The 23,680-nt window shown below is 68.7% G+C and carries 26 protein-coding genes and 1 tRNA gene; 17 read left to right on the top strand and 10 right to left on the bottom strand.

Annotation, left to right across the window (positions count from 1 at the left end; genetic code table 11):
- The first annotated feature begins 16 nt into the window (after positions 1-16).
- Complete coding sequence (locus tag ACLQ2Q_RS04245) at positions 17-1,183, top strand: low temperature requirement protein A (protein ID WP_425818249.1); 1,167 nt, start codon at positions 17-19, stop codon at positions 1,181-1,183.
- 76 nt (positions 1,184-1,259) lie between these two features.
- Here the strand turns inward: ACLQ2Q_RS04245 and ACLQ2Q_RS04240 are convergent.
- Positions 1,260-1,342: transfer RNA gene (locus tag ACLQ2Q_RS04240), tRNA-Leu, on the bottom strand.
- 36 nt (positions 1,343-1,378) lie between these two features.
- Here ACLQ2Q_RS04240 and ACLQ2Q_RS04235 point away from each other — a divergent pair.
- Entirely contained in the window at positions 1,379-1,999 is a 621-nt protein-coding gene (locus tag ACLQ2Q_RS04235; RefSeq protein WP_425818247.1) for an ANTAR domain-containing response regulator, read from the top strand.
- A 43-nt stretch (positions 2,000-2,042) separates the two neighbouring features.
- On the opposite strand, the gene ACLQ2Q_RS04230 is transcribed toward ACLQ2Q_RS04235, so the two are convergent.
- On the bottom strand, positions 2,043-2,438 hold the full coding sequence (locus ACLQ2Q_RS04230) for a PaaI family thioesterase (RefSeq protein ID WP_425818633.1): 396 nt from the start codon (positions 2,436-2,438) through the stop codon (positions 2,043-2,045).
- Between the two features lie 116 nt (positions 2,439-2,554).
- Between ACLQ2Q_RS04230 and polA the strand changes: the two genes are divergently transcribed.
- Positions 2,555-5,194, top strand: a complete 2,640-nt coding sequence (gene polA / locus ACLQ2Q_RS04225; RefSeq protein ID WP_425818245.1) for a DNA polymerase I — start codon at positions 2,555-2,557, stop codon at positions 5,192-5,194.
- Between the two features lie 88 nt (positions 5,195-5,282).
- The gene (locus ACLQ2Q_RS04220) at positions 5,283-6,959 is read left to right on the top strand and encodes a DUF885 domain-containing protein (protein ID WP_425818243.1); all 1,677 of its coding nucleotides are present in this window, start codon (positions 5,283-5,285) and stop codon (positions 6,957-6,959) included.
- A 169-nt stretch (positions 6,960-7,128) separates the two neighbouring features.
- Here the strand turns inward: ACLQ2Q_RS04220 and ACLQ2Q_RS04215 are convergent, their stop codons facing one another.
- The gene (locus ACLQ2Q_RS04215) at positions 7,129-7,749 is read right to left on the bottom strand and encodes a phosphoribosyltransferase (protein ID WP_425818241.1); all 621 of its coding nucleotides are present in this window, start codon (positions 7,747-7,749) and stop codon (positions 7,129-7,131) included.
- Positions 7,750-7,808: 59 nt separating this feature from the next.
- Here ACLQ2Q_RS04215 and ACLQ2Q_RS04210 point away from each other — a divergent pair, with 59 nt between their 5' ends.
- From ACLQ2Q_RS04210 to ACLQ2Q_RS04200, 3 genes are read left to right on the top strand one after another with little or no spacing between them, the layout of a single operon-like run.
- Positions 7,809-8,897, top strand: coding sequence for an LLM class flavin-dependent oxidoreductase (locus tag ACLQ2Q_RS04210; RefSeq protein ID WP_425818239.1), 1,089 nt, complete (start codon positions 7,809-7,811; stop codon positions 8,895-8,897).
- 16 nt (positions 8,898-8,913) lie between these two features.
- Complete coding sequence (locus ACLQ2Q_RS04205; RefSeq protein ID WP_425818237.1) at positions 8,914-10,275, top strand: MFS transporter; 1,362 nt, start codon at positions 8,914-8,916, stop codon at positions 10,273-10,275.
- Between the two features lie 33 nt (positions 10,276-10,308).
- Entirely contained in the window at positions 10,309-11,073 is a 765-nt protein-coding gene (locus ACLQ2Q_RS04200; protein ID WP_425818235.1) for an SGNH/GDSL hydrolase family protein, read from the top strand.
- Here ACLQ2Q_RS04200 and ACLQ2Q_RS04195 read toward each other — a convergent pair.
- The 4 genes from ACLQ2Q_RS04195 to ACLQ2Q_RS04180 all read right to left on the bottom strand — a co-directional run bounded on the left by ACLQ2Q_RS04195 (position 11,070) and on the right by ACLQ2Q_RS04180 (position 13,605).
- The gene (locus ACLQ2Q_RS04195) at positions 11,070-11,843 is read right to left on the bottom strand and encodes a hypothetical protein (protein WP_425818233.1); all 774 of its coding nucleotides are present in this window, start codon (positions 11,841-11,843) and stop codon (positions 11,070-11,072) included. The two genes, ACLQ2Q_RS04200 and ACLQ2Q_RS04195, sit on opposite strands and share 4 nt — an antisense overlap.
- Positions 11,837-12,325, bottom strand: a complete 489-nt coding sequence (locus tag ACLQ2Q_RS04190; RefSeq protein ID WP_425818231.1) for a hypothetical protein — start codon at positions 12,323-12,325, stop codon at positions 11,837-11,839. Before ACLQ2Q_RS04190 ends, ACLQ2Q_RS04195 begins: the two co-directional genes overlap by 7 nt.
- A gap of 76 nt (positions 12,326-12,401) precedes the next feature.
- Entirely contained in the window at positions 12,402-13,031 is a 630-nt protein-coding gene (locus tag ACLQ2Q_RS04185; RefSeq protein ID WP_425818229.1) for a GNAT family N-acetyltransferase, read from the bottom strand.
- A complete protein-coding gene (locus tag ACLQ2Q_RS04180; RefSeq protein WP_425818227.1) occupies positions 13,024-13,605 on the bottom strand; it encodes a dihydrofolate reductase family protein in 582 nt (193 codons plus the stop codon). Before ACLQ2Q_RS04180 ends, ACLQ2Q_RS04185 begins: the two co-directional genes overlap by 8 nt.
- Before the next feature lie 73 nt (positions 13,606-13,678).
- Between ACLQ2Q_RS04180 and ACLQ2Q_RS04175 the strand changes: the two genes are divergently transcribed.
- From ACLQ2Q_RS04175 to ACLQ2Q_RS04150, 6 genes are all read left to right on the top strand, one after another.
- Positions 13,679-14,041: an ArsR/SmtB family transcription factor gene (locus ACLQ2Q_RS04175; protein ID WP_425818225.1), complete on the top strand. Its 363-nt coding sequence runs from the start codon at positions 13,679-13,681 to the stop codon at positions 14,039-14,041.
- Positions 14,038-14,508 (top strand): SRPBCC family protein, encoded by a 471-nt coding sequence (locus ACLQ2Q_RS04170; protein ID WP_425818223.1) that lies wholly within the window; start codon positions 14,038-14,040, stop codon positions 14,506-14,508. The genes ACLQ2Q_RS04175 and ACLQ2Q_RS04170 overlap by 4 nt, the downstream gene beginning before the upstream one ends.
- A 27-nt stretch (positions 14,509-14,535) precedes the next feature.
- A complete protein-coding gene (locus ACLQ2Q_RS04165) occupies positions 14,536-15,003 on the top strand; it encodes a DUF6069 family protein (protein WP_425818221.1) in 468 nt (155 codons plus the stop codon).
- A gap of 131 nt (positions 15,004-15,134) precedes the next feature.
- On the top strand, positions 15,135-15,398 hold the full coding sequence (locus tag ACLQ2Q_RS04160; protein ID WP_425818219.1) for a DUF6458 family protein: 264 nt from the start codon (positions 15,135-15,137) through the stop codon (positions 15,396-15,398).
- Between the two features lie 183 nt (positions 15,399-15,581).
- The gene (locus ACLQ2Q_RS04155) at positions 15,582-16,046 is read left to right on the top strand and encodes a hypothetical protein (protein ID WP_425818217.1); all 465 of its coding nucleotides are present in this window, start codon (positions 15,582-15,584) and stop codon (positions 16,044-16,046) included.
- Positions 15,935-17,209, top strand: a complete 1,275-nt coding sequence (locus ACLQ2Q_RS04150; protein ID WP_425818215.1) for a hypothetical protein — start codon at positions 15,935-15,937, stop codon at positions 17,207-17,209. The genes ACLQ2Q_RS04155 and ACLQ2Q_RS04150 overlap by 112 nt, the downstream gene beginning before the upstream one ends.
- 11 nt (positions 17,210-17,220) lie before the next feature.
- On the opposite strand, the gene ACLQ2Q_RS04145 is transcribed toward ACLQ2Q_RS04150, so the two are convergent.
- Positions 17,221-17,730 carry a nucleotidyltransferase domain-containing protein gene (locus tag ACLQ2Q_RS04145; RefSeq protein ID WP_425818214.1) on the bottom strand — a complete coding sequence of 170 codons (510 nt, stop codon included), beginning with the start codon at positions 17,728-17,730 and terminating at the stop codon, positions 17,221-17,223.
- A 116-nt stretch (positions 17,731-17,846) separates the two neighbouring features.
- Here ACLQ2Q_RS04145 and ACLQ2Q_RS04140 point away from each other — a divergent pair, with 116 nt between their 5' ends.
- Entirely contained in the window at positions 17,847-18,074 is a 228-nt protein-coding gene (locus tag ACLQ2Q_RS04140; RefSeq protein ID WP_425818212.1) for a hypothetical protein, read from the top strand.
- 2 nt (positions 18,075-18,076) lie between these two features.
- Here the strand turns inward: ACLQ2Q_RS04140 and ACLQ2Q_RS04135 are convergent, their stop codons facing one another.
- The gene (locus ACLQ2Q_RS04135; RefSeq protein WP_425818210.1) at positions 18,077-19,303 is read right to left on the bottom strand and encodes an FAD-dependent monooxygenase; all 1,227 of its coding nucleotides are present in this window, start codon (positions 19,301-19,303) and stop codon (positions 18,077-18,079) included.
- A 121-nt stretch (positions 19,304-19,424) separates the two neighbouring features.
- On the opposite strand from ACLQ2Q_RS04135, the gene ACLQ2Q_RS04130 reads away from it, so the two are divergent.
- The 3 genes from ACLQ2Q_RS04130 (at position 19,425) to ACLQ2Q_RS04120 (ending at position 21,611) form a co-directional block, all read left to right on the top strand.
- A complete protein-coding gene (locus tag ACLQ2Q_RS04130) occupies positions 19,425-19,862 on the top strand; it encodes a MarR family winged helix-turn-helix transcriptional regulator (RefSeq protein WP_425818208.1) in 438 nt (145 codons plus the stop codon).
- A gap of 168 nt (positions 19,863-20,030) precedes the next feature.
- The gene (locus ACLQ2Q_RS04125; protein WP_425818206.1) at positions 20,031-20,951 is read left to right on the top strand and encodes an AEC family transporter; all 921 of its coding nucleotides are present in this window, start codon (positions 20,031-20,033) and stop codon (positions 20,949-20,951) included.
- A gap of 93 nt (positions 20,952-21,044) precedes the next feature.
- Entirely contained in the window at positions 21,045-21,611 is a 567-nt protein-coding gene (locus tag ACLQ2Q_RS04120) for an HdeD family acid-resistance protein (RefSeq protein WP_425818204.1), read from the top strand.
- A 74-nt stretch (positions 21,612-21,685) separates the two neighbouring features.
- Here ACLQ2Q_RS04120 and ACLQ2Q_RS04115 read toward each other — a convergent pair whose 3' ends face one another.
- Entirely contained in the window at positions 21,686-23,680 is a 1,995-nt protein-coding gene (locus ACLQ2Q_RS04115; protein ID WP_425818202.1) for a S9 family peptidase, read from the bottom strand.

Here is a 23,680-nt window from a genome sequence, read left to right as displayed (position 1 = left end):
GCCCTATGCTGTCGCCGTGGATGACGCGCAGGCACCCGGTCGAAGCGGTCGCCGAGTCCATTGGCTGGAACTGTTCTTCGACCTGGTCATGGTCGCGTACATCGGCCAGATCGCCCATACGATGCACGGGGACCCCGGCTGGGTGCAGGCCGGCGCATTCTTCGGGCTCCTGGCCGCGGCGTGGTGGGCCTGGGTGAACGCCAGCCTCACCATGAACCTCTTCGGTGCGCGCGTGACGCCATCCATCTGGGTGTCCGTCACCATCGCGATGGTGGCGATCGGGGTGATGGCGGCCGCCGTCCCCGAAGCGTTCGGCGACCGTGCCGCTGCCTTCGCGATCGGCAACGCCGTCATCCGGATCGTGTGGTTCGCACCGTGGTTCGCCAAGCGGGAGAAGGTCGGCGTGCCGCTCTGGCGGCCCGTGCTCTACTCGATCGTGACGGCGGGTCTCTGGGTGGCGTCCATCTTCGTCCCACCGCCTTCGCAGTTCCTGCTGTGGGTGATGGCGGTGGCCATCGAGGTGGCGCTGCTGAGTGCGCTGGGGAGCCAGGCCGAGTGGCTGCGGGCGAGCCTGGACATCGACCACCTCGTCGAGCGGATCAGCCTGCTCGTCGTGATCGTGTTCGGCGAGTCGATCCTCTCGATCATCGCCGAGTTCGACGCACACTGGGCTCCGCTGCCCGCCGTCACGGCGGTGCTCGGGCTGCTGGCCGTCTCCGTGCTGGCGTGGATCTTCTTCGGCTACGGCGCCGTGGCCGCGGAGCGCGGACTGCGCGGCCTGCAGCTGCGGGGAAGCATCGGCGGACTGCGGGACACCGTGATGTATCTGCCGTTCCTGCTCATCGCCGGCATCACGATGTTCGCCGCGGCGCTGGGGACGGCGGTGGCGGAGGCCGGGCATCACCTGCCCGCAGGGGCGGCGGTCTGCCTCGCCGCCGGCGTGTCGCTGTTCTTCCTCACGTGCGCCGCCGAGGCGCTCCGCTACGGCGCCGCGAAGAGGGATGTGGTCCTCTGGGGACCGGCCGGCATCGTGCTCCCATGGGCGCTCGTGCCGGTCGCGCAGTGGGTCGACGCGACGGCCGTCGTGGCGGCATCCGTCGTTCTTCTCGCCCTGCTGGCAGGCCTGAACGAGCTCAACGTGCGGCGGATGCGCGCCCGAGGGGCACTCGCCGCCGTCGGCTGAACGGATGCCGCGGCCGCGGGCTGCCGGCGGTCCGGGTGAAGGAGGAGGGCGCCCCGTGATGGGCGCCCTCATGCCGTACCGGTGGTGGGACTCGAACCCACACGCCCTCTCGGACAAAGCATTTTGAGTGCTCCGCGTCTGCCATTCCGCCACACCGGCCCGCGTTCGTTCTTGACCATACCGTAGGATTCAAGAGTGACTGAGCAAGAACAGAGCGATACCCCTACGACGCCCGCACCCCGCCGCGTGGTGGTCGCAGAAGACGAGTCGCTCATCCGTCTCGACATCGTGGAGATCCTCCGCGACAACGGATTCGATGTCGTCGGCGAGGCCGGAGACGGTGAGACGGCCGTGCAGCTCGCGACCGAGCTGCGCCCCGATCTCGTGATCATGGATGTCAAGATGCCGCAGCTCGACGGCATCAGCGCCGCCGAGAAGCTCAGCAAGAACCACATCGCCCCCGTCGTGCTGCTGACCGCCTTCAGCCAGAAGGAGCTCGTCGAGCGCGCCAGCGAGGCCGGCGCTCTGGCGTACGTCGTGAAGCCGTTCACGCCCAACGACCTGCTCCCCGCGATCGAGATCGCCCTCAGCCGTTACCAGCAGATCATCACGCTCGAGGCCGAGGTCGCCGACATGGTCGAGCGCTTCGAGACCCGCAAGCTCGTCGACCGCGCGAAGGGCCTGCTGAACGAGAAGATGGGCCTCACCGAGCCCGAGGCGTTCCGCTGGATCCAGAAGGCGTCGATGGACCGCCGTCTGACGATGCAGGATGTCGCCAAGGCGATCATCGAGCAGCTCGCGCCCAAGAAGGCGTAGCCCCCACCCGGCGGGGCCCGACTCGTGGGCCGCCGCGGCCGACTCAGACGGGCGCGTCCCGGATGATGTTGGTGATGCGGATCGTCGAGAGCCGGCGGCCCTGCTCGTCGCTCACGGTGATCTCGTGCACCGTCAGGCTGCGGCCGAGGTGAACGGGGGTGCAGACCCCCGTCACGACGCCCGACGTCGCAGAGCGCGTGTGCGTGGCGTTGATGTCGACACCCACGGCGAGTCGGCCAGGACCGGCGTGCAGGTTGGCGGCCATGGAGCCGAGCGACTCGCCGAGCACGACGTACGCCCCGCCGTGCATGAGCCCCACGGGCTGCGTGTTCCCCTCGACGGGCAGCGTCGCCACACAGCGCTCCAGGGAGAACTCGAGGAACTCCATGCCCATCTTCTCGGCGAGGGCTCCCATGCCGCGACGGAAGGCCCATTCCATGCCGTTGACGGGCTCCGATCCGTCTCCGGGCGTCGGTGATGTGTCGGTCATGGCGGCACTCCAGAGGGCACGGCGGCGTGGGAATCGATGTCCCCACCCGTGGCTAGGCTGACATGGTGACGGACTCCGCAAAGCCTACCCTCCTCGTCGTCGACGGCCACTCGCTCGCTTATCGGGCGTTCTTCGCACTCCCCGTCGAGAACTTCTCCACGAAGGACGGGCAGCACACCAACGGCATCTACGGGTTCCTCTCCATGCTGATCAACCTGATCAAGGCCGAGAGGCCCACGCACATGGCGGTCGCCTTCGACACCTCCCGGCAGTCGTTCCGCAGCCGTGAGTACGCCGAGTACAAGGCCAACCGGTCCGAGAGCCCGTCGGAGTTCAAGGGCCAGGTCCCGATCCTTCAGGACTGCCTCGCCGCCATGAGCATCAAGGTGCTGCACAAGGAAGACGTCGAGGCCGACGACATCCTCGCGACGCTCGCCACCGAGGGCGAGGCCGCCGGATTCGATGTGCTGGTCTGCTCGGGAGACCGGGACACCCTTCAGCTGGTCAACGAGAACATCACGGTCCTCTACCCCAACGTGCAGGGCGTCTCCCAGCTCAAGCGCTACGACACCCAGGCCGTTCTCGACCGGTACGGGGTGCCGCCGGAGCAGTACCCCGACATCGCCGCTCTGGTCGGCGAGACGAGCGACAACCTGCCGGGTGTGCCGAAGGTCGGGGAGAAGACGGCGGTCAAGTGGCTCGGCCAGTTCGGCTCGCTCGACGCCCTGCTCGAGAACGCCGACAAGGTCACGGGCGTCGTCGGCAGCAATCTTCGCGAGCACCTCGACGACGTCCGGCGCAATCGCAGCCTCAACCGCCTGCTGCGCGACGTCGAGCTGCCGGTCTCCGTGGCCGACCTCGAAGTGCAGCCGATGGATGCGCAGGCCGTGCGCGACATCTTCGCGCGGCTGGAGTTCAAGACCCTGATCCCTCGGGTCGCCGAGCTCGCCGGCATCGAGCAGCAGATGGCAGCGGTGACATCGGCGGCTGCGGTTCCGATGCCCGTGCCGACCGAGCTGGCGCCGGGGGAGCTCCGCGCGTGGCTCGGCGACGCCGACGGTGAGGTCGGCGTCACGATCCTGGAGGCGGCCGGCCTGCCGTCTCGCATCGGCTTCGCCACGCCGGATGCCGCGGTCGAAGCCGCATGGACACCCGAGATCTCCGAGGCGCTCGCGGAGTGGCTCGCCTCCGACTCCCCGAAGATCTTCAGCGATGCCAAGCCCCAGGTGAAGGCGCTGCGCCGGGCAGGACTGCGCCTCGGCGGCCTGGCGTTCGACGCCATCCTCGCGGGCTGGCTGCTGCGTCCGAGCTTCCCCGACAAGAAGCTCGCCGACCTCGTCGACCGCTATCTCGACGAGAACCTGCCCGAGTCCGACCCCACGCAGCTCGTTCCGGAGACGGAGGGAGCCACGCCCGGGCAGCTGTCGTGGTACACGCTGCGCGTCACCGCCGCGCTGCGCGCCGAGCTGGCAGAGAGCGTGTCGACGGTGCTCACCGACATCGAGCTGCCGACGCTGTCGACCCTCGCCGACATGGAGCTCGCCGGCGTGTCCGTGTCGCACGAGAAGCTCACCGACTTCTCCTCGACGCTCGCCGAACGGGCCGACGCCATCGCACAGGAGGCGTATGCGGCGATCGGGCGCGAGGTCAACCTCGGCTCTCCCAAGCAGCTGCAGGAGGTGCTGTTCGAGGAGCTGCAGCTGCCGAAGACGCGCAAGACGAAGACGGGGTATTCGACGGATGCCGCGGTCCTGGCCGATCTGCAGGAGGCGGCCCCGCATCCCTTCCTCGACCTGCTCCTGCAGCACCGTGAGGCCACGAAGCTTCGTCAGATCATCGAGTCGCTCGACGTCGCGATCGGCCCGGATCACCGCGTGCACACGACGTACCTGCAGACCGGCAGCCAGACGGGCCGTCTCTCGAGCACCGATCCGAACCTGCAGAACATCCCCATCCGCACCGAGGAGAGCCGCCGGATCCGATCCGCGTTCGAGGTGGGCGAGGGCTACGAGGCGCTGCTGACGGCCGACTACTCGCAGATCGAAATGCGCATCATGGCCCACCTCTCCGAAGACCCCGGACTGATCGAGGCCTTCAACAGCGGCGAAGACCTGCATCGTTTCGTCGGCGCACGCGTCTTCGGCGTCGAGCCGCGAGATGTCACGCCCGCCATGCGCACCAAGGTCAAGGCGATGTCGTACGGGCTCGTCTACGGCCTCTCGGCGTTCGGGCTGTCCAAGCAGCTGCGCATCGAGCAGACCGAGGCCAAGCAGCTCATGATGGAGTACTTCGCCCGATTCGGGGCGGTCCGCGACTATCTCCGCTCCTCCGTGCAGAAGGCGAAGGTCGACGGCTACACCGAGACGATCTTCGGGCGCCGCCGGCCCTTCCCCGACCTCGCCAGCCCCAACCGCGTCCTCCGCGAGAACGCCGAGCGCGCGGCGTTGAACGCCCCGATCCAGGGCAGTGCGGCGGACATCATGAAGATCGCGCTGTTCCACATCCACGACTCCCTCCGCGAACAGGGCATGCGGTCGCGCGTGCTCATGCAGATCCACGATGAGCTGGTGGTGGAGGTGGCACCGGGGGAGTGGGATGCCGCCGAGAAGATCGTCCAGGAGCGGATGGGCGACGCGGCGAACCTCTCGGTTCCGCTGGACGTGCAGATCGGCCGGGGAATGGACTGGAACGAGGCCGCGCACTAGCCGAGCGGAGCAGCGCGACCGGATCCGATCGGGTTCATGTGAGTCGCCGACTGGATGGCACGCCGGTCCCGTGCATAGGCTCGACCTCATGACTGAATCACCCCGGACCCCCACGCCCGTCGACACGATCGCCGACGCGTGGGTCGACACCCTTGCAGAGCTCGACCCGTACCTCGCCACCTACATCGGCCGCTCGGAGTACAACGACCGCTACCCGGACTTCTCGCCCGACGGTCAGCAGCAGTTGGTGGACGCGGCGAGATCGACTCTCACCGCCCTCGACGGCGCGGTTCCCGTCGACGCGATCGACGAGGTCACCAAGGAGGACCTGGGACGCGAACTGCGGCTCGCGATCGAGACGCACGACGCCAAGTGGTACCTCCGCGACCTCAACGTGATCGCCTCGCCCGCCCAGGACCTCCGCGCCGCGTACGACATCATGCCGTCGGACACGGCCGATGACTGGTCCGTCATCGCGGCGCGGCTCAAGGCTCTTCCGAGTGCGGTCGACGGCTACGTCGCCAGACTGCGCGAGGGCATCGCGCAGGGCGTCGTGCCCGCGCGCCGTCAGGTGTCCGAGGTCGTGACCCAGATCGGGCGGTACACGAGCGACACCGGCTTCTTCGCCGCGTTCGCCGCCGACGCCGCCCCGAAGGACGGTCAGCTGCCCGCATCGCTGGCTCGCGAGATCGCCGACAACTCCAACGCCGCCCGCGTCGCCTACGACGAGCTCGCCTCGTTCCTCTCGAACGAACTCGCGCCCGAGGCTGGCGAGGAGGACGCCGTCGGCCGTGAACTCTACGCTCTTCGCTCCCGCCGCTTCCTCGGGGCGACGATCGACCTCGACGAGACGTACGAGTGGGGCGTCGAGGAGCTCGCCCGCATGGTCGCCGAGCAGGAGTCCATCGCGAGGGAGATCAAGGCCGGGGCATCCGTCGAGGAGGCCGTGGCCTTCCTCGAGGCAGACCCGTCGCGCAAGCTGCATGGCACGAAGGCCCTGCAGGAGTGGATGCAGATCACGAGCGATCGCGCCGTCGAGGAGCTCGGCCGGACCCACTTCGACATCCCGGAGAAGATCCGAACGCTCGAGTGCATGATCGCTCCGACGCAGGAAGGCGGCATCTACTACACCGGCCCCACCGATGACTTCTCGCGTCCCGGCCGCATGTGGTGGTCGGTTCCCGAGGGCGTCACGGAGTTCGACACCTGGCGCGAGCTGACGACCGTCTACCACGAGGGCGTGCCGGGGCACCACCTTCAGATCGCGCAGGCGGTCTACAACCGCGGTGAGCTCAACTCATGGCGGCGCCTGGTCGCCGGCACCTCCGGTCACGCGGAGGGGTGGGCGCTCTACGCCGAGCGCCTGATGGAGCAGCTCGGCTACCTCGATGATCCGGCCGACCGGCTCGGGATGCTCGACGGCCAGCGGATGCGGGCCGCGCGCGTGGTGCTCGACATCGGCGTGCACCTGCGCAAGCCGCGCCTGGACGGCGAAGGCGTGTGGGACCACGACTACGCGCTGGCGTTCATGCGCCGAAACGTCAACATGTCCGACGAGTTCGTGCAGTTCGAGGTCAATCGCTACCTCGGGTGGCCGGGGCAGGCTCCGGCGTACAAGGTCGGCCAGCGCATCTGGGAGCAGGTGCGGGATGACTATGAGGTCGAGAAGGGCGAGGACTTCTCCATCAAGGAGTTCCACAAGCGGGCCCTCGACGTCGGCAGCGTCGGGCTGGACACCCTGCGGACGGCGCTTCTCAAGGGCTGAGTCCCGTCCGCGAACGCTGTGCCGCACCCGCGGTCGCTGGGCCCCACCCGCGGTCGCTGAGCCGCACCCGCGGTCGCTGTGCCGCACCCGCGGTCGCTGTGCCGCACCCGCGGTCGCTGAGCCGCACCCGCGGTCGCTGAGCCTGCCGAAGCGCGACGCTTCGGCAGGCTCAGGCGTTGCGGAGCAGCTGCTCGACCTCCGCGTCCTCGGTCTGGGTGAAGTCGTCGTAGAACTGCCCGACCGCCCAGAAGTCCGGCTGAGGAGAGAGGCAGATGTATTCGTCGCAGACGTCCTGACCCGGTCGCCAGTTCGCCGGAGCCACGGGCGTCGCGAGCACCACGCTCGCAGCACCGCGCGCCTTGAGGCTCTGGCAGGCGGCGATCGCCGTGGCGCCGGTGGCCACCCCGTCGTCGACGATGATCGCCGTCCGCCCGATGACGTCCAGGCGAGGCTGGCCGAAGCGCTCGATGCGCCGTCGCAGCTCGACCCGCTCCATGTCCTCGACGAAGTTGAGCTGCTCCGGCGTCACTCCGGCGTTCTGCACCGCGCCGGGACTCACCACACGAACCCCGTCGGCGATCGCGCCGACGGCGAACTCCTGGTTGCTGGGAGCACCGAGCTTGCGGACCACCGCCACATCCAGGGGTCTCCCGAGTGCCCGCGCCACCTCTGCGGCGACGACGACGCCGCCTCGCGGGATGCCGCAGACGACCGCGTCCTGACCCCGCCACCTCTCCAGCACCTCTGCCAGACGGCGGCCTGCGTCCGCTCGATCGGCGAAGAGGCTCACGGTCACACGATACGCCGCCATATGCTGACCGGGAATGTCACCGCCGAACACACGGTTGCATGCGAGTGAATAGAACAGGATGGTGCATCGTGAGCGGATCACGCACAGTAGACCTCGGCCTCGATACCTTCGGCGACGTGACGCAGGACGAGCAGGGCACGCCGATCAGCGACGCGGCGACGATCCGCAACGTCCTCGAGCAGGCGGTGCTCGCCGACCAGGTCGGACTCGCGTTCTTCGGAGTGGGGGAGCACCACCGGCCGGAGTTCGCGATCTCGAGCCCTGAGATCGTGCTCGCCGCCGCGGCGGCGCGTACGCGCGACATCCATCTGGGCACCGCCGTCACCGTGCTCTCCTCGGATGACCCGGTGCGCGTCTACGAGCGCTTCGCGACCTTGGATGCCGTGAGCGGCGGCCGCGCGGAGGTCATCCTCGGTCGCGGATCGTTCATCGAGTCGTTCCCGCTGTTCGGCTACGACCTGCGCGATTACGAGGTGCTGTTCGAGGAGAAGCTCGACCTCTTCACCCGCCTGCTCGAGGAGAAGCCCGTCACCTGGCAGGGCACGACCCGCGCGCCACTGGTGGACGCCGATGTCTTCCCGAAGACGGAGAACGGTCTGAAGGCGTGGATCGGCGTCGGCGGAACGCCTGAGTCCGTCGTGCGTGCCGCGCGCCACGGTCTCGGGCTGATGCTCGCGATCATCGGCGGGCCGGCGGGCCGCTTCCGGCCGTTCGTCGACCTCTACCACCGCTCCCTCGACTCGTTCCAGCGCGAGCAGCTGCCCGTCGGCATCCACTCGCCCGGCCACATCGCCGAGACGGACGCGCAGGCGTGGGAGGAGGCGTACCCGGGCTTCGAGTCGATGAACAACACGATCGGCCGGGAGCGCGGATGGCTGCCGTACAGCCGGATGCGGTTCCAGCACGACGTCGGACCGGAGGGCTCGATCTACGCCGGGTCGCCCGAGACGGTCGCCCGCAAGATCGCCGACACCGTCCGCACGCTCGGCGCCCAGCGCTTCGACATGAAGTTCTCGACCGGCACCCTCTCGCACGACAAGCTGATGCGCAGCATCGAGCTGTACGGCACGCGCGTCGCGCCGATGGTGGAGGAACTGCTCGCTGAGCAGCCCCGTCACGTCTCCTGATCCGTACGATGGCGGGATGACGGATGCCCGGATGAAGGTCGCTGCGACGCGCTCGGAGCGGCTGGACCGACTGCCCTTCACCCGCCAGCACCTGAAGGTGCTGACGGGCTCGGGCATCGGCTGGGCGCTCGACGCGATGGATGTGGGGCTGATCTCCTTCATCATCGCGTCGCTGGCGGTGCAGTGGAGCCTCGAGCCGTCGCAGGCGTCGTGGATCGCGTCGATCGGATTCGTCGGGATGGCGGTCGGCGCCAGCGTCGGCGGGCTGCTGGCCGATCGCATCGGCCGCCGCCAGGTCTTCGCCGTCACGCTCGTGATCTACGGGCTCGCGACCGGTGCGTCCGCCCTGGTCGGCGGGCTGGCCATGCTGCTGGTCCTGAGGTTCCTCGTGGGTCTCGGTCTCGGTGCCGAGCTTCCCGTCGCGTCGACGTACGTGAGCGAGCTGGCGCCGGCGCGCATGCGGGGGCGGCTGATCGTCATCCTCGAGGCTTTCTGGGCGGTGGGCTGGACCGCGGCCGCGCTGATCGGCTTCCTCGTCATCCCGAGTTCGCCCGATGGATGGCGCTGGGCCTTCGCGCTCGGGGCGCTGCCCGCCGCCTATGCGCTCGTGGTGCGCTGGGCTTTGCCCGAGTCGGCGCGGTGGCTGGAGCGACGCGGTCGTTCCGCCGACGCGGAGGCTGTCGTGCGGCGTTTCGAGGAGGCCGCAGGCGTCGAAGCACCGATCGACCCGGACGCCTCCGCCGAGGCATCCGTCGTCGCACCACCCCAGCCGAGCGCGGGCCAGCGCCTCGCTGCGCTGTGGACCCGCGAGTTCCGGGTGCGGACGGCGTGCCTCTGGCTCGTATGGTTCTGCGTGAACTTCTCCTATTACGGAGCGTTCATCTGGATCCCGACGATCCTCGTGGCGGCCGGGTACGACCTGGTTCGCTCCTTCGGGTTCACCCTGATCATCACGCTGGCCCAGCTGCCCGGATACGCCGTCGCCGCGTGGCTCATCGAGGTCTGGGGACGCCGCCTCACACTGTCGGTGTTCCTGGTCGGATCGGCGGTGGCGGCCGTGTTCTTCGGGACCGCGACGACCGAGGCGGCCGTCATCATCAGCGGGATGGCGCTGTCGTTCTTCAACCTCGGCGCGTGGGGCGCGTTGTACGCCGTCACGCCCGAGATGTACCCGACATCATTGCGGGCCACGGGGTCCGGGTGGGCTGCCGGCGTCGGGCGCATCGCCTCGATCGGCGCGCCGCTGTCTGTGCCGATCCTGCTCGCGGTCGGCGGTGCTCCGCTGCTCTTCGTGGTCTTCGCCGTCTTCTTCCTCGTCGCTGCCGGTGCGGCGTGGGGGCTGGTCGACAAGCGAGGACTCGCACTGGATGATCGCTGAGCCGGCGCCCGCTGACCCCCGTAGGGTGGGGGAGTGTCATCCGTTCGCTACGTCGCCATCGGCGACTCGTTCACCGAAGGAGTCGGCGACGAGCTTCCCGATGGGCGCACCCGAGGCTGGGCCGACATCGCCGCGCAGGGGTGGGCCGACGGCATCGGCGAGCCGATCGAGTACGCGAACCTGGCGATCCGGGGCAGGCTCGTCTGGCCCATCGTCGACCAGCAGCTCGAGCCCGCGCTCACGCTGAAGCCCACGCATCTCTCGTTCAACGGCGGCGGCAACGACATGCTGCGGCCGAAGGCGGACGTTCAGCGCATCGCCGACGCATTCACCCACGTGCTGCGCCGTTGCGACGAAGAGGGCGTGCGGCTCATCCTGCTGTCGGGCGCGAACCCCTCGGGACAGCTTCCGCTCGGCCGCGTCATGCAGCGACGTGGCGATCTGCTGACGGTCGCCGTCAACGATCGGATCGCCGACCGTCCCGACGTCATCCGTGCGCTGAACTGGCCTGATCGGGAGCTCGGCACGCCCCCGTTCTGGTCGGAGGACCGGTTGCACATGAATTCCCGTGGGCACCACCGTGTCGCGGCCCGAGTGCTTGATGCGCTCGGCGTGCCGCGGCCGGAGGAGTGGTGGTCGCTTCCCGAGCTTCCGGAGGTGGAGCGGCTGCGCCGGGCGCAGTACTACCGGGAGCACGTGGGGCCGTGGGTGCGCCGGCGACTCACCGGCACGTCGTCGGGTGATGGTCGCGAGCCCAAGTACGGGTCGTGGACGACGCTGGAGCCGACGGCCGCCTAGCAGCCCGGTCCGCCGGGGTTCTCGATGCAGGTCCTGTCGACGAGCCCCGTGTGCACCTCGACCACGCGGACGTCGTAGCCTCCGGTGGTCGCCTCCACGAATCCGGGCACCGGTCGCCAATTGCCGGTGCCGAAGTCGACGGATGACGAGTACAGCACGGTGACCGATACGGGGTACGTTCCGCGGGTGCGATAGACATGGCTCGTGTCGGTAGGCGTGAACTCCGCCTGCCCGAGGGCGCTCCAGCTCGTCCCGCCGGTTCCGCTCGTGCGGGTGGAACCGTCGCCATAGGCGAATCGGAAGCCGGAGGGCACGAACCGCACCGTCACGGCGAAGTCGAAGAGCGTGCCGGCGATGCGCTGCTCGGATGCCGCGGCCACGACGTTCGTGGGCATCCCCACCACCCCGAGCCCGGCGGGCTCGCCCGACAACTCCGGCTTCGCCGGCACGAACGATGCGATGTCGGCCAGAGTCACGTCTGGGAGTGTCACGACGGTGTAGTTGCCGCGACATCCGATGACCGGCGGGCAGACCTCTTCGGGTTTCGGCGCAGAATCCGCCTTCGCATCCGGGTTCGAGGGGCGATTCGATGGACCGCCGTTGGGGCGGGATGATCCCGGGCTGTTCAGTGACCCGCCGACGTCGACCCGCTCGCCTGAGTTGGAGGTGCTGTAACAGGTGCCGTTGATTGCCTCCGATGCAGTGCAGTCCGCCGACATCGACATCATCCCGGCGCCGAGTACGGTCGTGAAGATTAACGCAGTCAGCAATCGAATCCCTCCGGGTATCCGTTGATATCTGCAATTAACAGACGACTGCCGGCAGTCATGACGATGACTTCGAGCGGAACAACGAGGGGGCGGGCTGCTGGGGTGACATCCGTACCGTCGGCGTCTAGGACTTGCGTTTTGCTGACGTCGAGGCACACGTGGACGGTCGCGGACGAGGCTTTCCAGCTGGCCGCTTCGACGGCACTCACGGACAGTTGCCCGACGTTCGACTTGCCGGCCGCTGCAAGCTCCTCCTGCGACTCGAGTTCTGAATTGAGAGCCGAACCCACCAACCAGTCTTCGGGCTCAATGTTCCCCGGTGACCCGCTCATTCGAGCGTTCAGCGCATCCACGTACGCCCGATAGGTCTCCTCGGCTGCGGCGAACGCCTCGTCCTCGGACGCGAACGCCGGCGTCGTCTCGACAGGCGCGGGCTCTCCGACACAGCCGCCGAGCAGCCCGGCGACCACCGCAAGGGTCACGAGGGTTCCGAATCGGCGAGAAGTCACCCGACTACGGTAATCCGCCGGCCTCGAAGCTCCGGAAGTTATCCACAGCTCACGGCTCTGCGCGGGAGTACTCGGACCCAGACCTCGTCCGCGCGAGCACACCATGATCGACCATGTGCCGCCGCAGCAGCGCGACATCGTTCGTGAGGCCGCTCAGCCCTTCGTTGAGCGCCCGTTCCGACAGCACCTCACCGGGGGAGAAGGTACGGTCGGCCACCCACGTGAGCAGTTCTCGCAGCTCCGCCGCTTTCACGGGGAACCGGTCGATACGACCATCCGCGTCGACGAATCGCCCCGGTCCGGATGGCGGCCGCCGCGGACCCGGGGCCGCCCGCTCCCAGTGCTCCGACCCTGTGGCGTCGCTCCCGGACGCCGAGAATCCGGCCGACGCCGCAACCGCCGCCGCGGCCCGGTTGTCGGGGTCCAACGTGATGCGAAGCGTCTGGGCATCCGGCCACGCCCGCAGCCCGAGGAACTGCCCGAGGGCCGCCGTGGCCACCCCTCGTCCGCGCCACGCCTCGGTGACGAACAGACGGACATCGATGCGCCCTCCGAGGCGATCCGCCTCCAGTGAACCGACGTCCTCGCCGTCGGCCTTCAGCGCCCAGATCCGGTGGTCCGAACTTGTCGCGTCGTCGCGTTGCTCGAGCGATACGCGAACACGCGACCGCTCAGCCATCGGCCGGGTGCACCGAGTAGGTGAGCTCCGCGAACTGACCGACCTGCCGCAGCTTCTCGAGCTTCAGGCGGGGCCACTCGAGTCGTCGGGGGAGGAGCGGCCGACCCGACTCGAGAGTGGCCGGGGCGATCGTGACGAGCAGTTCATCGAGCAGCCCGGCATCCGCGAACTGCCCCGCGAGGTCACCCCCGCCGACCACCCAGACGTCCTTTCCTCCGGCCGCTTCGACGATCGAGGGCCAGGCGTCCACCACGGATCCCGAGACGAATCGCACGTCGGCACCCGGAACGGCCGGCAGCGTACGCGAGGTGAAGACGAAGGTCGGACGGGCACCGTAGTACTCCGGCCACTTCTCCGGCTGGTCGACGAGATTTTCGTGCGCGAGCACCCACTCGTATGTCGTGGATCCCTGGACGAGCACTCCCACGTCGGAGAGGAAGCTCTGGATCCCGTTCTCTTCGCCGCCCTCGCCCCCTTCGCCGCCCGGTACGGCGAACAGCCAGGAAAGCGAGTCGGCATCGTCCGCCAGGAATCCGTTCAACGTCGTGGCGGTGTAGAAGATGGTGCGTGGCATGGGTTCACGGTAATCAGCGTTTCCGACATCCGCATCATTGAACTTTCTGGTTCAGTGTCGTATAGTGAACTTTATGGTTCAGCAATTAGCGCTCGACGCGACGTTCGCGGCCTTGGCCGACTCGACGCGGCGGGAGATCCTCGCGCGTCTGGGTGAGGGACCTGCCTCGATCACCGAACTGGCCGAGCCCGCCGGCATGACGCTGACGGGCATGAAGAAGCACGTGCAGGTGCTCGAGGATGCCGGCCTCGTCGTCACCGAAAAGGTCGGTCGTAGCCGGCAGTGCCGGCTGGGCACCGAGCGATTGGACGACGCCATGGCCTGGATCACGTTCTACCAGAAGCTCTGGGAGCGCCGCCTCGACGGACTGGAGGCGTACTTCACGCTTCGCACGAATCAGAACACCAACACCACCACGAACGGAGAATCGGAATGACACAGGAAAGCCCGGCGCGCGACGCCGAGACCATCGAGATGCGGATGACGCGGGTCATCCCCGCGAGCCCGGATGCCGTCTTCGACGCCTACACGGATGCCGAGAAGCAGAAGGTCTGGTTCACCATCCTGGATGAGCGGCCCGGGATCGTCGAGATCACCACCGACCTTCGTGTCGGGGGAGTGCAGACGGCCGTCTGGGGTCCCGATGAGAACACGCTGTTCCGCGAGACGCAGACCTTCCTCGAGATCGACCGCCCTCATCGCCTGGTGACGGAATCGGTCGGCAGCAGCCCCGACGGGATGACGATGACGACGCGCATCGAGATCACCTTCGCCGAGCAGGGGAGCGGCACCCTCGTCACCGTCCTGCAGTCGGGCTTCCCCGTGCCCGAGGTCCGTGACTTCTTCGAGACCGACGTCTGGGTCGGCGCGTTCGATCGCATCGAAGCGTACCTGACCCGGTAGCAGTCGCCGCTGCGAAGGGAGCAACCCATGCACACGGCATCCACCACGAGAAAGAGCGCCCGACGATTCTCGCGCACGAGAGGCGGAGTCATCCTGGCCACCCTCGGGGCCGCGGTCGTGATCAACCTCGGCGTCTACCTGATCGGACTGGCCCTCGGCGGCACGTATCGATTCACGTCCCAAGGGCAGCCGGCCACCGTGGACATCCTCACGCTCATCGGGTTCACCGCGGTGCCGGTGGGCGTCGGGATGACGATCGCGGCGCTGCTGCCGGTGGCCTGGCGATGGGTCACCCCGACGGCCCTGGTGCTGACGGTGATCGCCGGTCTCGGCTCGATCGTCGCCATGCCTCTGCAGACCGATCTGGATGCCGCGAGCGCGCTCGCCCTGTCGCTCTGCCACGTCGCGGTGACCGTGGTTACGTGCGCCGGGCTGATGCGACTGCACGCCATACGGCAGTCGGCCACCCATCGAGAGGTCCGGATGCGGGCGTAGCGGTGTGTGCAAATCGTTGTCAACGGGCTACCGCGTTCGCCGCCGGCGCGGGATTATGGTGGCGTTGCGGCGGCCGAGACCCGGCGCGCCGCAGGTGGTCTCGCCCGCGAGCCGCCGGAAGGAGAAACATCGTGAGTATCGGCACAGGAGTCGTCCTCTTCGTCATCGGGGCGATCCTCGCATTCGCAGTCAATGTCGAGGTCAGCTACGTCAACCTCGATCTGATCGGCTACATCCTGATGGGCGCGGGCGTGGTCGTCTTCGTCATCGGACTCGTGCTCATGCTGCGCAAGCGCCAGAGCGTGGCGACCTCGCACACGAGCGTCGACCCGGTCAGCGGTGACCGCGTGACCCGCCAGGCCACCAGCCGCACGGACGACCCGCCCGTCGTCTGAGCCTCGTTCGGCGAAGCCGCCGGCATCCCACGGATGCCGGCGGCTTCGGCGTGTGCGGCGCGGTCGGCGAGGGGGTGTCCCGGAAACACGAAAGGAAGGGAGAAACTCTCCCTTCCACTCTCAATCTATAGCGCGACCGGGGGCTTGCGGCAAGACCCCGGTCGTGGCGCAGACTCGTTGATCGTGACTCTCACCGCCGGCGCATTCCGCCTTCCCGACCGTCTCGCCGCCAAGGCCGATCCCGCGCTGATCGCGGACGATGAACAACGCTTCGCGACGATCGCCGAGACCCTCGAGCACTCGATCGCTGACCTCTCCGACCGCGTCGATGCCGTCCGCCTGGCACCGGGCGGCGTGGGGCAGCAGGCGATGGACCGCGACATCCAGATCCACCAGCTCACCGCACGACTGCGTCTGCTGCGCCGCTTCGGGCTCGATGTGTGCCTCGGACGGATGGTCCGAGCGGATGATCCGGAGCCGCTGTACGTCGGGCGGTTCGGCCTCACGGACGAGAACGGCGCTCGTCTGCTGATCGATTGGCGCTCGCCCGCGGCCGAACCGTTCTTCGGTGCCACCCACGCGAACCCGATGGGCCTGACGAGCCGGCGGCGATATCGCTGGACCGGCCCTGGGCGGACCTCTGGCTGAGCGCCGCCGAGTGGGCCGAGGCGTTCGACGCCGCCGACCCCGGCACACCGCACAACGAGGCGCGGGACCAGGTGTGGGGGGCCCTGCTGGACATCCTCACCGATCAGCTCGACGACGCCGGCGTGCCACCGAAGCTGCTGCGCCGCGAGCTGGCGCAGAACGAGGAACTGACCACGACCTTCACCAACGCCTGGCCACTGCTCGACCCGGCGGGCGTCGTCGGCGAGTTGTGGTCGGTTCCCGCCTACCTCGCGGCCTGTGCGCCGTGGCTGAGTGCCGCCGAGGTGTCGGCGCTGCAACGGCGACACCCCGCGGCATGGACGGTCTCCGACCTTCCGTTCCTGGATGCCGCCCGGCGGCGGGTCGGCGACCCGGAGGCTTCCAGGCGCCGACGCCGCGAAGAAGCCGCGGCCGCTGCAGAGCGCGACCGGATGGCGGACGTCGTGGCGGATCTCATCGCGTCGGATGACTCCGAGATGCTCGTGATGTCGATGCTGCGGGGGGAGGACCTGCAGAACGCCCTGGCGAACGAATCCACTCTGCCGCGGACCGAGCCGGAGGTGCTCGCCGGGCCGTTCGCGCACATCATCGTCGACGAAGCCCAGGAGCTCACGGACGCGGAATGGCGGATGCTGTTAGGCCGATGCCCCTCCCGCAGTTTCACGATCGTGGGGGATCGGGCGCAGGCGCGACACGGCTTCGCGGAATCGTGGGAGGAGCGGCTGCGCAGGATCGGGGTCGACCGCGTCGAGCTCGCGTCCCTCAGCATCAACTACCGCACGCCCGAAGAGATCATGGCCGAAGCGGAGCCGGTCATCCGGGCGGCGCTTCCCGACGCAAATGTGCCGACCCCGATCCGACGCAGCGGCATCCCCGTGCTGCACGCGCCGGCCTCCGAGCTGCCGGCTCTCATCGAGAACTGGCTGGCGACGCACGCGGAGGGCATCGCCTGCGTCATCGGCGACACGAGCCTCCCGGAGACCACACGGGTCCGGTCGCTGACGCCGGAGCTGTCGAAGGGCCTCGAGTTCGACCTCGTCGTGGTCGTCGATCCGGATCGGTTCGGCACGGGAATCGAGGGAGCGGTGGATCGCTACGTCGCGATGACCCGAGCTACGCAGCAGCTCGTGGTGGTGGAGTCCGCCGGACGAGGCCACAGGTGAGCCGGTGAAGGTCACCCGGCCTGTCCACGACCGCGGGCCAGCTCCGTCAGCAGCGCGACATCGTGCACATCGACGGGTCGCGGTGCGTATCCCTCCCGAAACCGCAGCTGCTGATCCACCGAGAGGCACGGGATCGGCACGCCCTCGATCGTGCCGATGCTGAAGCCATCCGCGGCGTAGTGGAAGCTCCCGCCGCCGAGTCCGGTCTGCACTCCGCTGCCGTCAGCACCGAATGCGACGGGATGGATGTCCACCACGCGCCCGTCCGCTGCCGTGAGCTCCAGTCGCGAAGGCGCCCAGTCGACGGTGACGGAGAAGCCGTCGCGGTCGAGGAGGTCGAGGAGGCCCATGAGGTGCACGCTGTCGACGGCAAGATCGAGGTCGCCGTGCTCGCGCGTCTGCCGGCCGACCAGCGCGTCGACGGCCCAACCGCCGCCCGCCCACGCCCGGATGCCCGCTGCACGGAACGATCTGAAAAGTGCGACGACCTCGCCGCCGGACATCATCGGCTCTCCAGACATGGCGCGAAGGGTGATGAACTCACGCGTGAAACGTATCGCGACCGACCCAGGAGCGTCTCCACCGCCCAACGCACAGCGGCCTTTCCGTCGGCTGCGCAGGGTGACAGGCTCGCGGTATGGAGATCATCGAGTGGTGGCCGAAGATCGACCCCACCGCCAAGGAATGGCTGGTCACCCACAACGGGGAAGCCGTCGCCCCGGACGTGTTGACCAAGATCGTCGCGGCCGGCGGCTCGCTCACCTCGGACGCATGGTGGATCGGCGAAGAGGGACCGGACGGGTTCTACCTCTCCGACGAGGCGATCGACTGGATCGAGGCGACCGCGAACGGCGAAAAGGCCTGAGGTCACCCGCCCGTTTGAGGCTGCTTCGCGGCGGCCCCCTCGACCGGTCGCTCCCAGGGGATCTCGTGGTTGTAGAGCCAGTCGTTGCGGGTGTCGTCGGCGGCATTCTTCAGGAAGCGAGGCATCATCCAGTCCCGGATGGCGATGCCCAGACGGCTCTTGGTCACCCGCTTCTGCGCGTCGATGCGGCGCGCGTAGCGGACCACCGCCTCCGCCCGCGGCGCGCGAACGGCCTGGTAGTCCGCGAAGGCGGTGGCGCGGTCCGGTCGATCGCGCAGGCACCGCGCCAGGGTGATCGCATCCTCCAGCGCGAGCGACGCGCCCTGCCCGGAACTGGGGGAGGTCGCGTGCACCGCATCACCGACGGCCACGACGCGCCCCCGGCTCCAGGAGCGCACACCGGCCAAATCGTAGATCGGGTACCCGGTCAGCTCTTCGTCCGTGCCGGCCAGGATCTGCGGCACCGGGCTCGGATCGTCCGAGTGCAGGTCACGCAGTTCGATCAGCCACTCCGCGCTCGAGACGCCCGTGAGCCACCCTCGGGGCGGCTCGGGCATCGTCAGGTTCGCGAACCAGTACGCGGTGCCGTCGTGCCGCACCAGATAGCCGAAGAATGAGCGCGCCCCGAAGACGAAGTGCTGGGCGTCGGGCGTCGCTTGGAGCCCGTCGATCCGCGCGATCCCGCCCGTGCCGACGAGTCCCGAGTAGCGGGGGACCGGTGCCGACGGATCGATCCAGCGCCGGGTGAGGGAATGGATGCCGTCGGCACCGATGAGGATGTCGCCCTCCGCGGTGCTTCCATCGGCGAAGCGCGCGTGCACAGAGGTCGGCGTCTCCTCGATGGAGGCCAGGCGCGCGCCGGAGCGGAACGGGATGCCGGCGGCCGTCGCGGCCTCGCGGATCACCTGGTGCAGCCAGGCTCGCCGCACGATGACGCTGCCTCGCTCAGGGTCGCGGGCGGGACCGTTGGGAACTTCGCCGAGGGTGCGCCCGGTTCCGCTGAGCATCACCATGCGCGACGCCCTGTGTGCATCCGTCAGCAGGCGCTCCCGCAGCCCGAGTTGTGCGAGCACCGCGAGGCCGTTGGTCGCGACGTTGAGGAAGAGCCCGCCGTACGGGTCGGGGGAGTCGGCGGCTTCGAACACTTCGACATCCCACCCGGCCCGCGTGAGGAAGAGGGCGGTGGCCGGACCCGCGATGCCGGCGCCGATGACGAGTGCTCTGGGCATGAGCGAAGAACCTTTGCTAGTGTGGAGTGAGCTGGAGACTCTCGCATATGGAGCCTCTCGTATTTGGAGAGAATAGCGGATGCCGGTGGAAGAGTCAACGCGGGACTCATCGATCCAGCGCATGGCAGACGTCATGCGCGATTTCATGGCGCGAGCGGTGCTCTTCCAGGATGCCGTTGCACGCTACGGCGGCATCAACAGCACCGACATGCAGGCGGTGGGCCTGCTGATGAGCGAGGGCCCGGCGACACCGGGGGAACTGGCCGAGCGCACGGGCATGACCGCCGGAGGGGCGATCACCGCCGTCATCGACCGCCTGGAGCGGGCGGGTTACGTCACCCGCCAGCGCGACGGGGCGGACCGCCGCCGGGTCATCGTCACGGCGGTGCCCGAGACGGTTCTGGCGAAGGTGGGGCCGATCTACGGACGAATCGCAGCACGCTGGGCCGACTACCTGGAGACGCTGAGCGACGAGCAGCTCCAGTTCGCCGAGGAGCTCTTCACGCGCGCCACGGAGATCAATCGTGAAGAGACCCAGGCGCTGCGGGGGACGCCTTAGTTCGCCCGTTGCGCGACGTGATTCTCCTCGAACTGACATAATGCGCATTATCGGCAATTGCGCGAATCGCCGCGCAACGATGAACCCCTAGGCTCGGAGCATGACATCGCGACGCCGCGACCGCGGCGTCCGCCTTGCGGTTCGCTTCCTGAGATCCCCAGGTCTCGCATGATCGGCGTGTTCACCGGATTCGTCGTCGTGGGACTCGCGATCGTCGTGGGCTACATCCTCGGACGGCTCGACCTGCTCGGCGAGCACGCGCGCTTCGTGCTGAGCCGCCTGACGTTCTTCGTGCTGTCGCCCTTCCTGCTCTTCGTCGTGCTGGCCGGCGCGGACGTCCGGACGCTCTTCTCGTCGCTGCTGCCGGTGTCGGCACTCGCGGCGATCGTCGTGTTCGCCGTGCAGGCCGTGTTCAGTGGCCTCCTGTGGCGCCGCGGACTGGGCGACACCTTGGTGGCAGCGCTCTCGAGCGGAATGGTCAACTCGAACAACATCGGCATCCCGATCTCGCTCTACCTGCTCGGCAACGCCGCCTACTCGGCTCCCGTGATCCTCGTGCAGCTGCTCGTCTTCATGCCGATCTCGCTGGCACTGCTGGATGCCGCCACCTCAGGAGCGAAGTCGTTCGGGCGCATCATGCGGCAGACGGTGCGCAACCCGATGCTGATCGGCTCCGCACTCGGCGTGCTGGTGTCGCTGTCCGGCATCGAGCTGCCGCCCATCGCGCTCGATCCGCTCACGCTCATCGCCAACGCGTGCGTGCCGATCATGCTGATCAGCTACGGCATCTCGCTGCACGGCCAGCGCGTGCTGACCTCGGCGGGAAGTCGTCGCGACATCGTGCTCGCGACCGCGCTGAAGCTGATCGCGATGCCTGTCGTGGCGTGGGCGCTCGGTGCCTTCGTCTTCCACCTCTCCCCCAGCGGCGTGCTGATCGTCGTCGTGCTGGCGAGCCTTCCCACCGCCCAGAACGTCTTCAACTACGCGCAGAGGTACGACGTCGGCGAGACGATCGCCCGCGACACGATCTTCCTGACCACGATCGGCTGCATCCCCGTGCTGCTGCTCGTATCCGTGCTCTTATCGTGATGTGACGCGCCACTGAAATGTGCGGGGGCGCCACGCCGGGAAGGCGTAATCTGAGGGACGCCACTCACAGTAAATTCCCAGAAAGGCACTTTCATGTCCTCTGCAACCCCCCGCTCTGAGGATACGGCGGCCCTCAACGGCATCCGTACCGCCCTCGGTCTCGGCGGAGTGATCTCCCTCATCGTCGGTATCGCGATCCTGGTCTGGCCGGGCAAGTCCGCGGTCGTCGTCACGGCGATCATCGCCGTCTACGTCATCGCCGCCGGCCTGGTGTACGCCGGTCTCGGGATCTTCTCCAAGAACAAGCGCGGCTGGTCCCGCCTCGGCCACATCGTGCTCGGCATCCTGTTCATCATCGCCGGCGTGGTCGCATTCGCGAACCTGAGTCAGACGGCCGCGTGGTTCGCGACCTTCGCGGGCATCCTCGTGGGTATCCTCTGGATCGTCGAAGGCGTGGTGGCCCTCTCGACCCTCGGGGACGCCCGATCGAAGGGCTGGACCGTCTTCTTCGCGATCATCAGCATCATCGCCGGTATCGCACTGCTCTTCTCCCCCCTCTACGGGGCGGCGGTCCTCTGGTGGCTGCTCGGCATCGGGCTCGTCGTGCTCGGCATCATCCAGATCGTGCGCGCGTTCACGTTCGGCAACAGCCGGGCCTGACCGAGGCACGCACGCAGAAGGGCCCGGGACGTGTCCCGGGCCCTTCTGCGTGAGCGTATGGGGCGCTCGTGGTATCAGCCGCGGACGGGCAGCTTGCGCGCCCACCAGTCCAGCACCGCGTCGAAGCGCTCCAGACGGTGCCGGGGCTGCCCGGACCGCGTCAGCTCGTGATTCTCGCCGGGGAAGATCAGCAGTTCCGCATCCACGCCGTTGCGCTTCAGGGCCGAGTAGTACCGCGTCGCCTGCTCGAGCGGGCAGCGGAAGTCCAGCTCGGAATGAAGGACGAGCGTGGGGGTCCGCACCTTGCCCACCACCGCCATGGGACTCTGCCGCTGCATGGCCTCCGAGTCGATCCCGACGTATTCGTCGCCGAAGAACGATCCGATGTCGCTGGTGCCCTGGAAGGACACGGGGTCGAGGAATCCCCGCTCCACGATGGCGCCGGCGAAGCGGTTCTCGTGCCCGATCACCCACGCGGTCAGGTAGCCCCCGTACGACCCTCCCATCACGCCGACGCGCGCGCCGTCCAGCCCGTCGTCCGACGCGACCGCGCCGTCCAGGAAGTCGAGAACGTCCGCGAAGTCGACGGTCCCCATGGCCTGGCGGATGCTGCGGCCATGCTCGCGTCCATACCCGGCGGAGCCGCGCGGGTTGCAGTAGGCGACGGCGTAGCCGGCGTCCACCAGGGTCTGCACTTCGTCGAAGGGGTGGATGCCGTACGTGGCATACGGACCGCCGTGGATCATGAGGATGACGGGGTGCGGCCCCTCGCCGTCGGGCACCGCCACCCAGCCGTGCACCGGGTAGCCGTCGCGTCCGTCGATCGTCAGCTCGCGCACGGGAGCCAGCCGCGCGCGCCGCAGCTCCGCACCGAAGTCGGTCAGCGGGCGGACGGAGCCGTTCTCGACGAGCACGAGCTCGCCGAACGTGTCGGGCCGGGCCAGCGTCGCCACGATGCGTTCACCCGCGGCATCCTGGCCACCGACCTCGACGTCTCCGCCGATCACCGCCGCAGACTCGCCGGCACGCGTGATCCGCAGAAGGTGCACCCGGCCGCGCGTGCGATTCTGCACGAGGAAGTCGTCGCCGAGAGGCGTGATGTGACTGCCCACCTCGCCGAGATCGACCGTATCGGCATCGGTGATCCGTCGGGGACCGCCCTCCTCGAGCAGCCACAGCGCCACGCCCGGCGCGACGAAGTCGATGCCCTCCGCGCCGACGTCCGAGGCGAGCACGGCGATCGCGCCGTCTCCGGCGACGGCGACATCCGACAAAGACAGGTTCGCCGTGCGGCCGAGCACCTCGCGCTCGCCCGAGCCGTCGACGCGCACGGCCACCAGCCGCGAGCGGAGATCCCGGCGGTGCGCCTCGATCTCATCGACCACGGTCAGCACCTCGGAGCCGTCGGGCGAGAAGACGACGCTGCCGTGATCGGCCACGCCCGACGTCACCTGGATCGACTCGGCGGGAACGGCCGGCTTCTTCGGCGCCTGGGCACCCTCCGGCAGCACGGACGAAGCAGGGGCGTAGAGCGGCTCCGCCCCGACATCCGGCACATCCACGACGAAGACCTGCGCGGGCCGGTCGGCGATGTACCCGAGACCGTTGGCGTGCCACCGGATGCCCGTGATGCGCCGAGGCGCCTCGGCGTCGGCATCCAGTCCTTCCACGGAGCCGTAGCGTCCCTTCTCCGGCACACGCGCCGAATAGGCCAGGCGCGCTCCGTCCGGCGCCCAGTCGAAGGAGCCCACCCCCAGCGGCTGGTCGGTGACCTGCACCGGCTCTCCCCCGGCGGCGGCGACGACATGCAGCTGCGGCCGCTTCTTCTCGTCGCCACGCAGGAACGCCACGAGACCGCCATCGGGCGCGAGCCGCGGTGACGAATCCGCGACGCCCCGCGTGAGGCGGCGCGGTGCTCCCGGCTCGTCGAGCTCCACGCGCCACAGCTGACCGACGTTCCGGTTCGCGGCGGCATCCGGGCGCGACGTCGCGAAGATCGCGAACGATCCGTCGGGCGCGACCGTGGGCCGGGAGACGGAGACCAGCTTGTCGATGTCGGCGGGGCGCAT

It is taken from the genome of Microbacterium sp. DT81.1, from assembly GCF_049844955.1.
In the GTDB taxonomy this organism is placed as follows: domain Bacteria; phylum Actinomycetota; class Actinomycetes; order Actinomycetales; family Microbacteriaceae; genus Microbacterium.
This window is presented reverse-complemented; position numbering and strand designations above follow the sequence as displayed.

Coding starts and splice junctions, on each gene's coding strand:
- ACLQ2Q_RS04230 (WP_425818633.1), bottom strand. CDS start 2,438: ATGGAATGGGCCTTCCGTCGCGGCATGGGAGCCCTCGCCGAGAAGATG.
- ACLQ2Q_RS04220 (WP_425818243.1), top strand. CDS start 5,283: ATGACTGAATCACCCCGGACCCCCACGCCCGTCGACACGATCGCCGAC.
- ACLQ2Q_RS04210 (WP_425818239.1), top strand. CDS start 7,809: ATGCGAGTGAATAGAACAGGATGGTGCATCGTGAGCGGATCACGCACA.
- ACLQ2Q_RS04205 (WP_425818237.1), top strand. CDS start 8,914: ATGACGGATGCCCGGATGAAGGTCGCTGCGACGCGCTCGGAGCGGCTG.
- ACLQ2Q_RS04185 (WP_425818229.1), bottom strand. CDS start 13,031: ATGGCTGAGCGGTCGCGTGTTCGCGTATCGCTCGAGCAACGCGACGAC.
- ACLQ2Q_RS04180 (WP_425818227.1), bottom strand. CDS start 13,605: ATGCCACGCACCATCTTCTACACCGCCACGACGTTGAACGGATTCCTG.
- ACLQ2Q_RS04175 (WP_425818225.1), top strand. CDS start 13,679: ATGGTTCAGCAATTAGCGCTCGACGCGACGTTCGCGGCCTTGGCCGAC.
- ACLQ2Q_RS04170 (WP_425818223.1), top strand. CDS start 14,038: ATGACACAGGAAAGCCCGGCGCGCGACGCCGAGACCATCGAGATGCGG.
- ACLQ2Q_RS04165 (WP_425818221.1), top strand. CDS start 14,536: ATGCACACGGCATCCACCACGAGAAAGAGCGCCCGACGATTCTCGCGC.
- ACLQ2Q_RS04145 (WP_425818214.1), bottom strand. CDS start 17,730: ATGTCTGGAGAGCCGATGATGTCCGGCGGCGAGGTCGTCGCACTTTTC.
- ACLQ2Q_RS04140 (WP_425818212.1), top strand. CDS start 17,847: ATGGAGATCATCGAGTGGTGGCCGAAGATCGACCCCACCGCCAAGGAA.
- ACLQ2Q_RS04135 (WP_425818210.1), bottom strand. CDS start 19,303: ATGCCCAGAGCACTCGTCATCGGCGCCGGCATCGCGGGTCCGGCCACC.
- ACLQ2Q_RS04130 (WP_425818208.1), top strand. CDS start 19,425: ATGGCAGACGTCATGCGCGATTTCATGGCGCGAGCGGTGCTCTTCCAG.
- ACLQ2Q_RS04125 (WP_425818206.1), top strand. CDS start 20,031: ATGATCGGCGTGTTCACCGGATTCGTCGTCGTGGGACTCGCGATCGTC.
- ACLQ2Q_RS04120 (WP_425818204.1), top strand. CDS start 21,045: ATGTCCTCTGCAACCCCCCGCTCTGAGGATACGGCGGCCCTCAACGGC.
- ACLQ2Q_RS04115 (WP_425818202.1), bottom strand. CDS start 23,680: ATGCGCCCCGCCGACATCGACAAGCTGGTCTCCGTCTCCCGGCCCACG.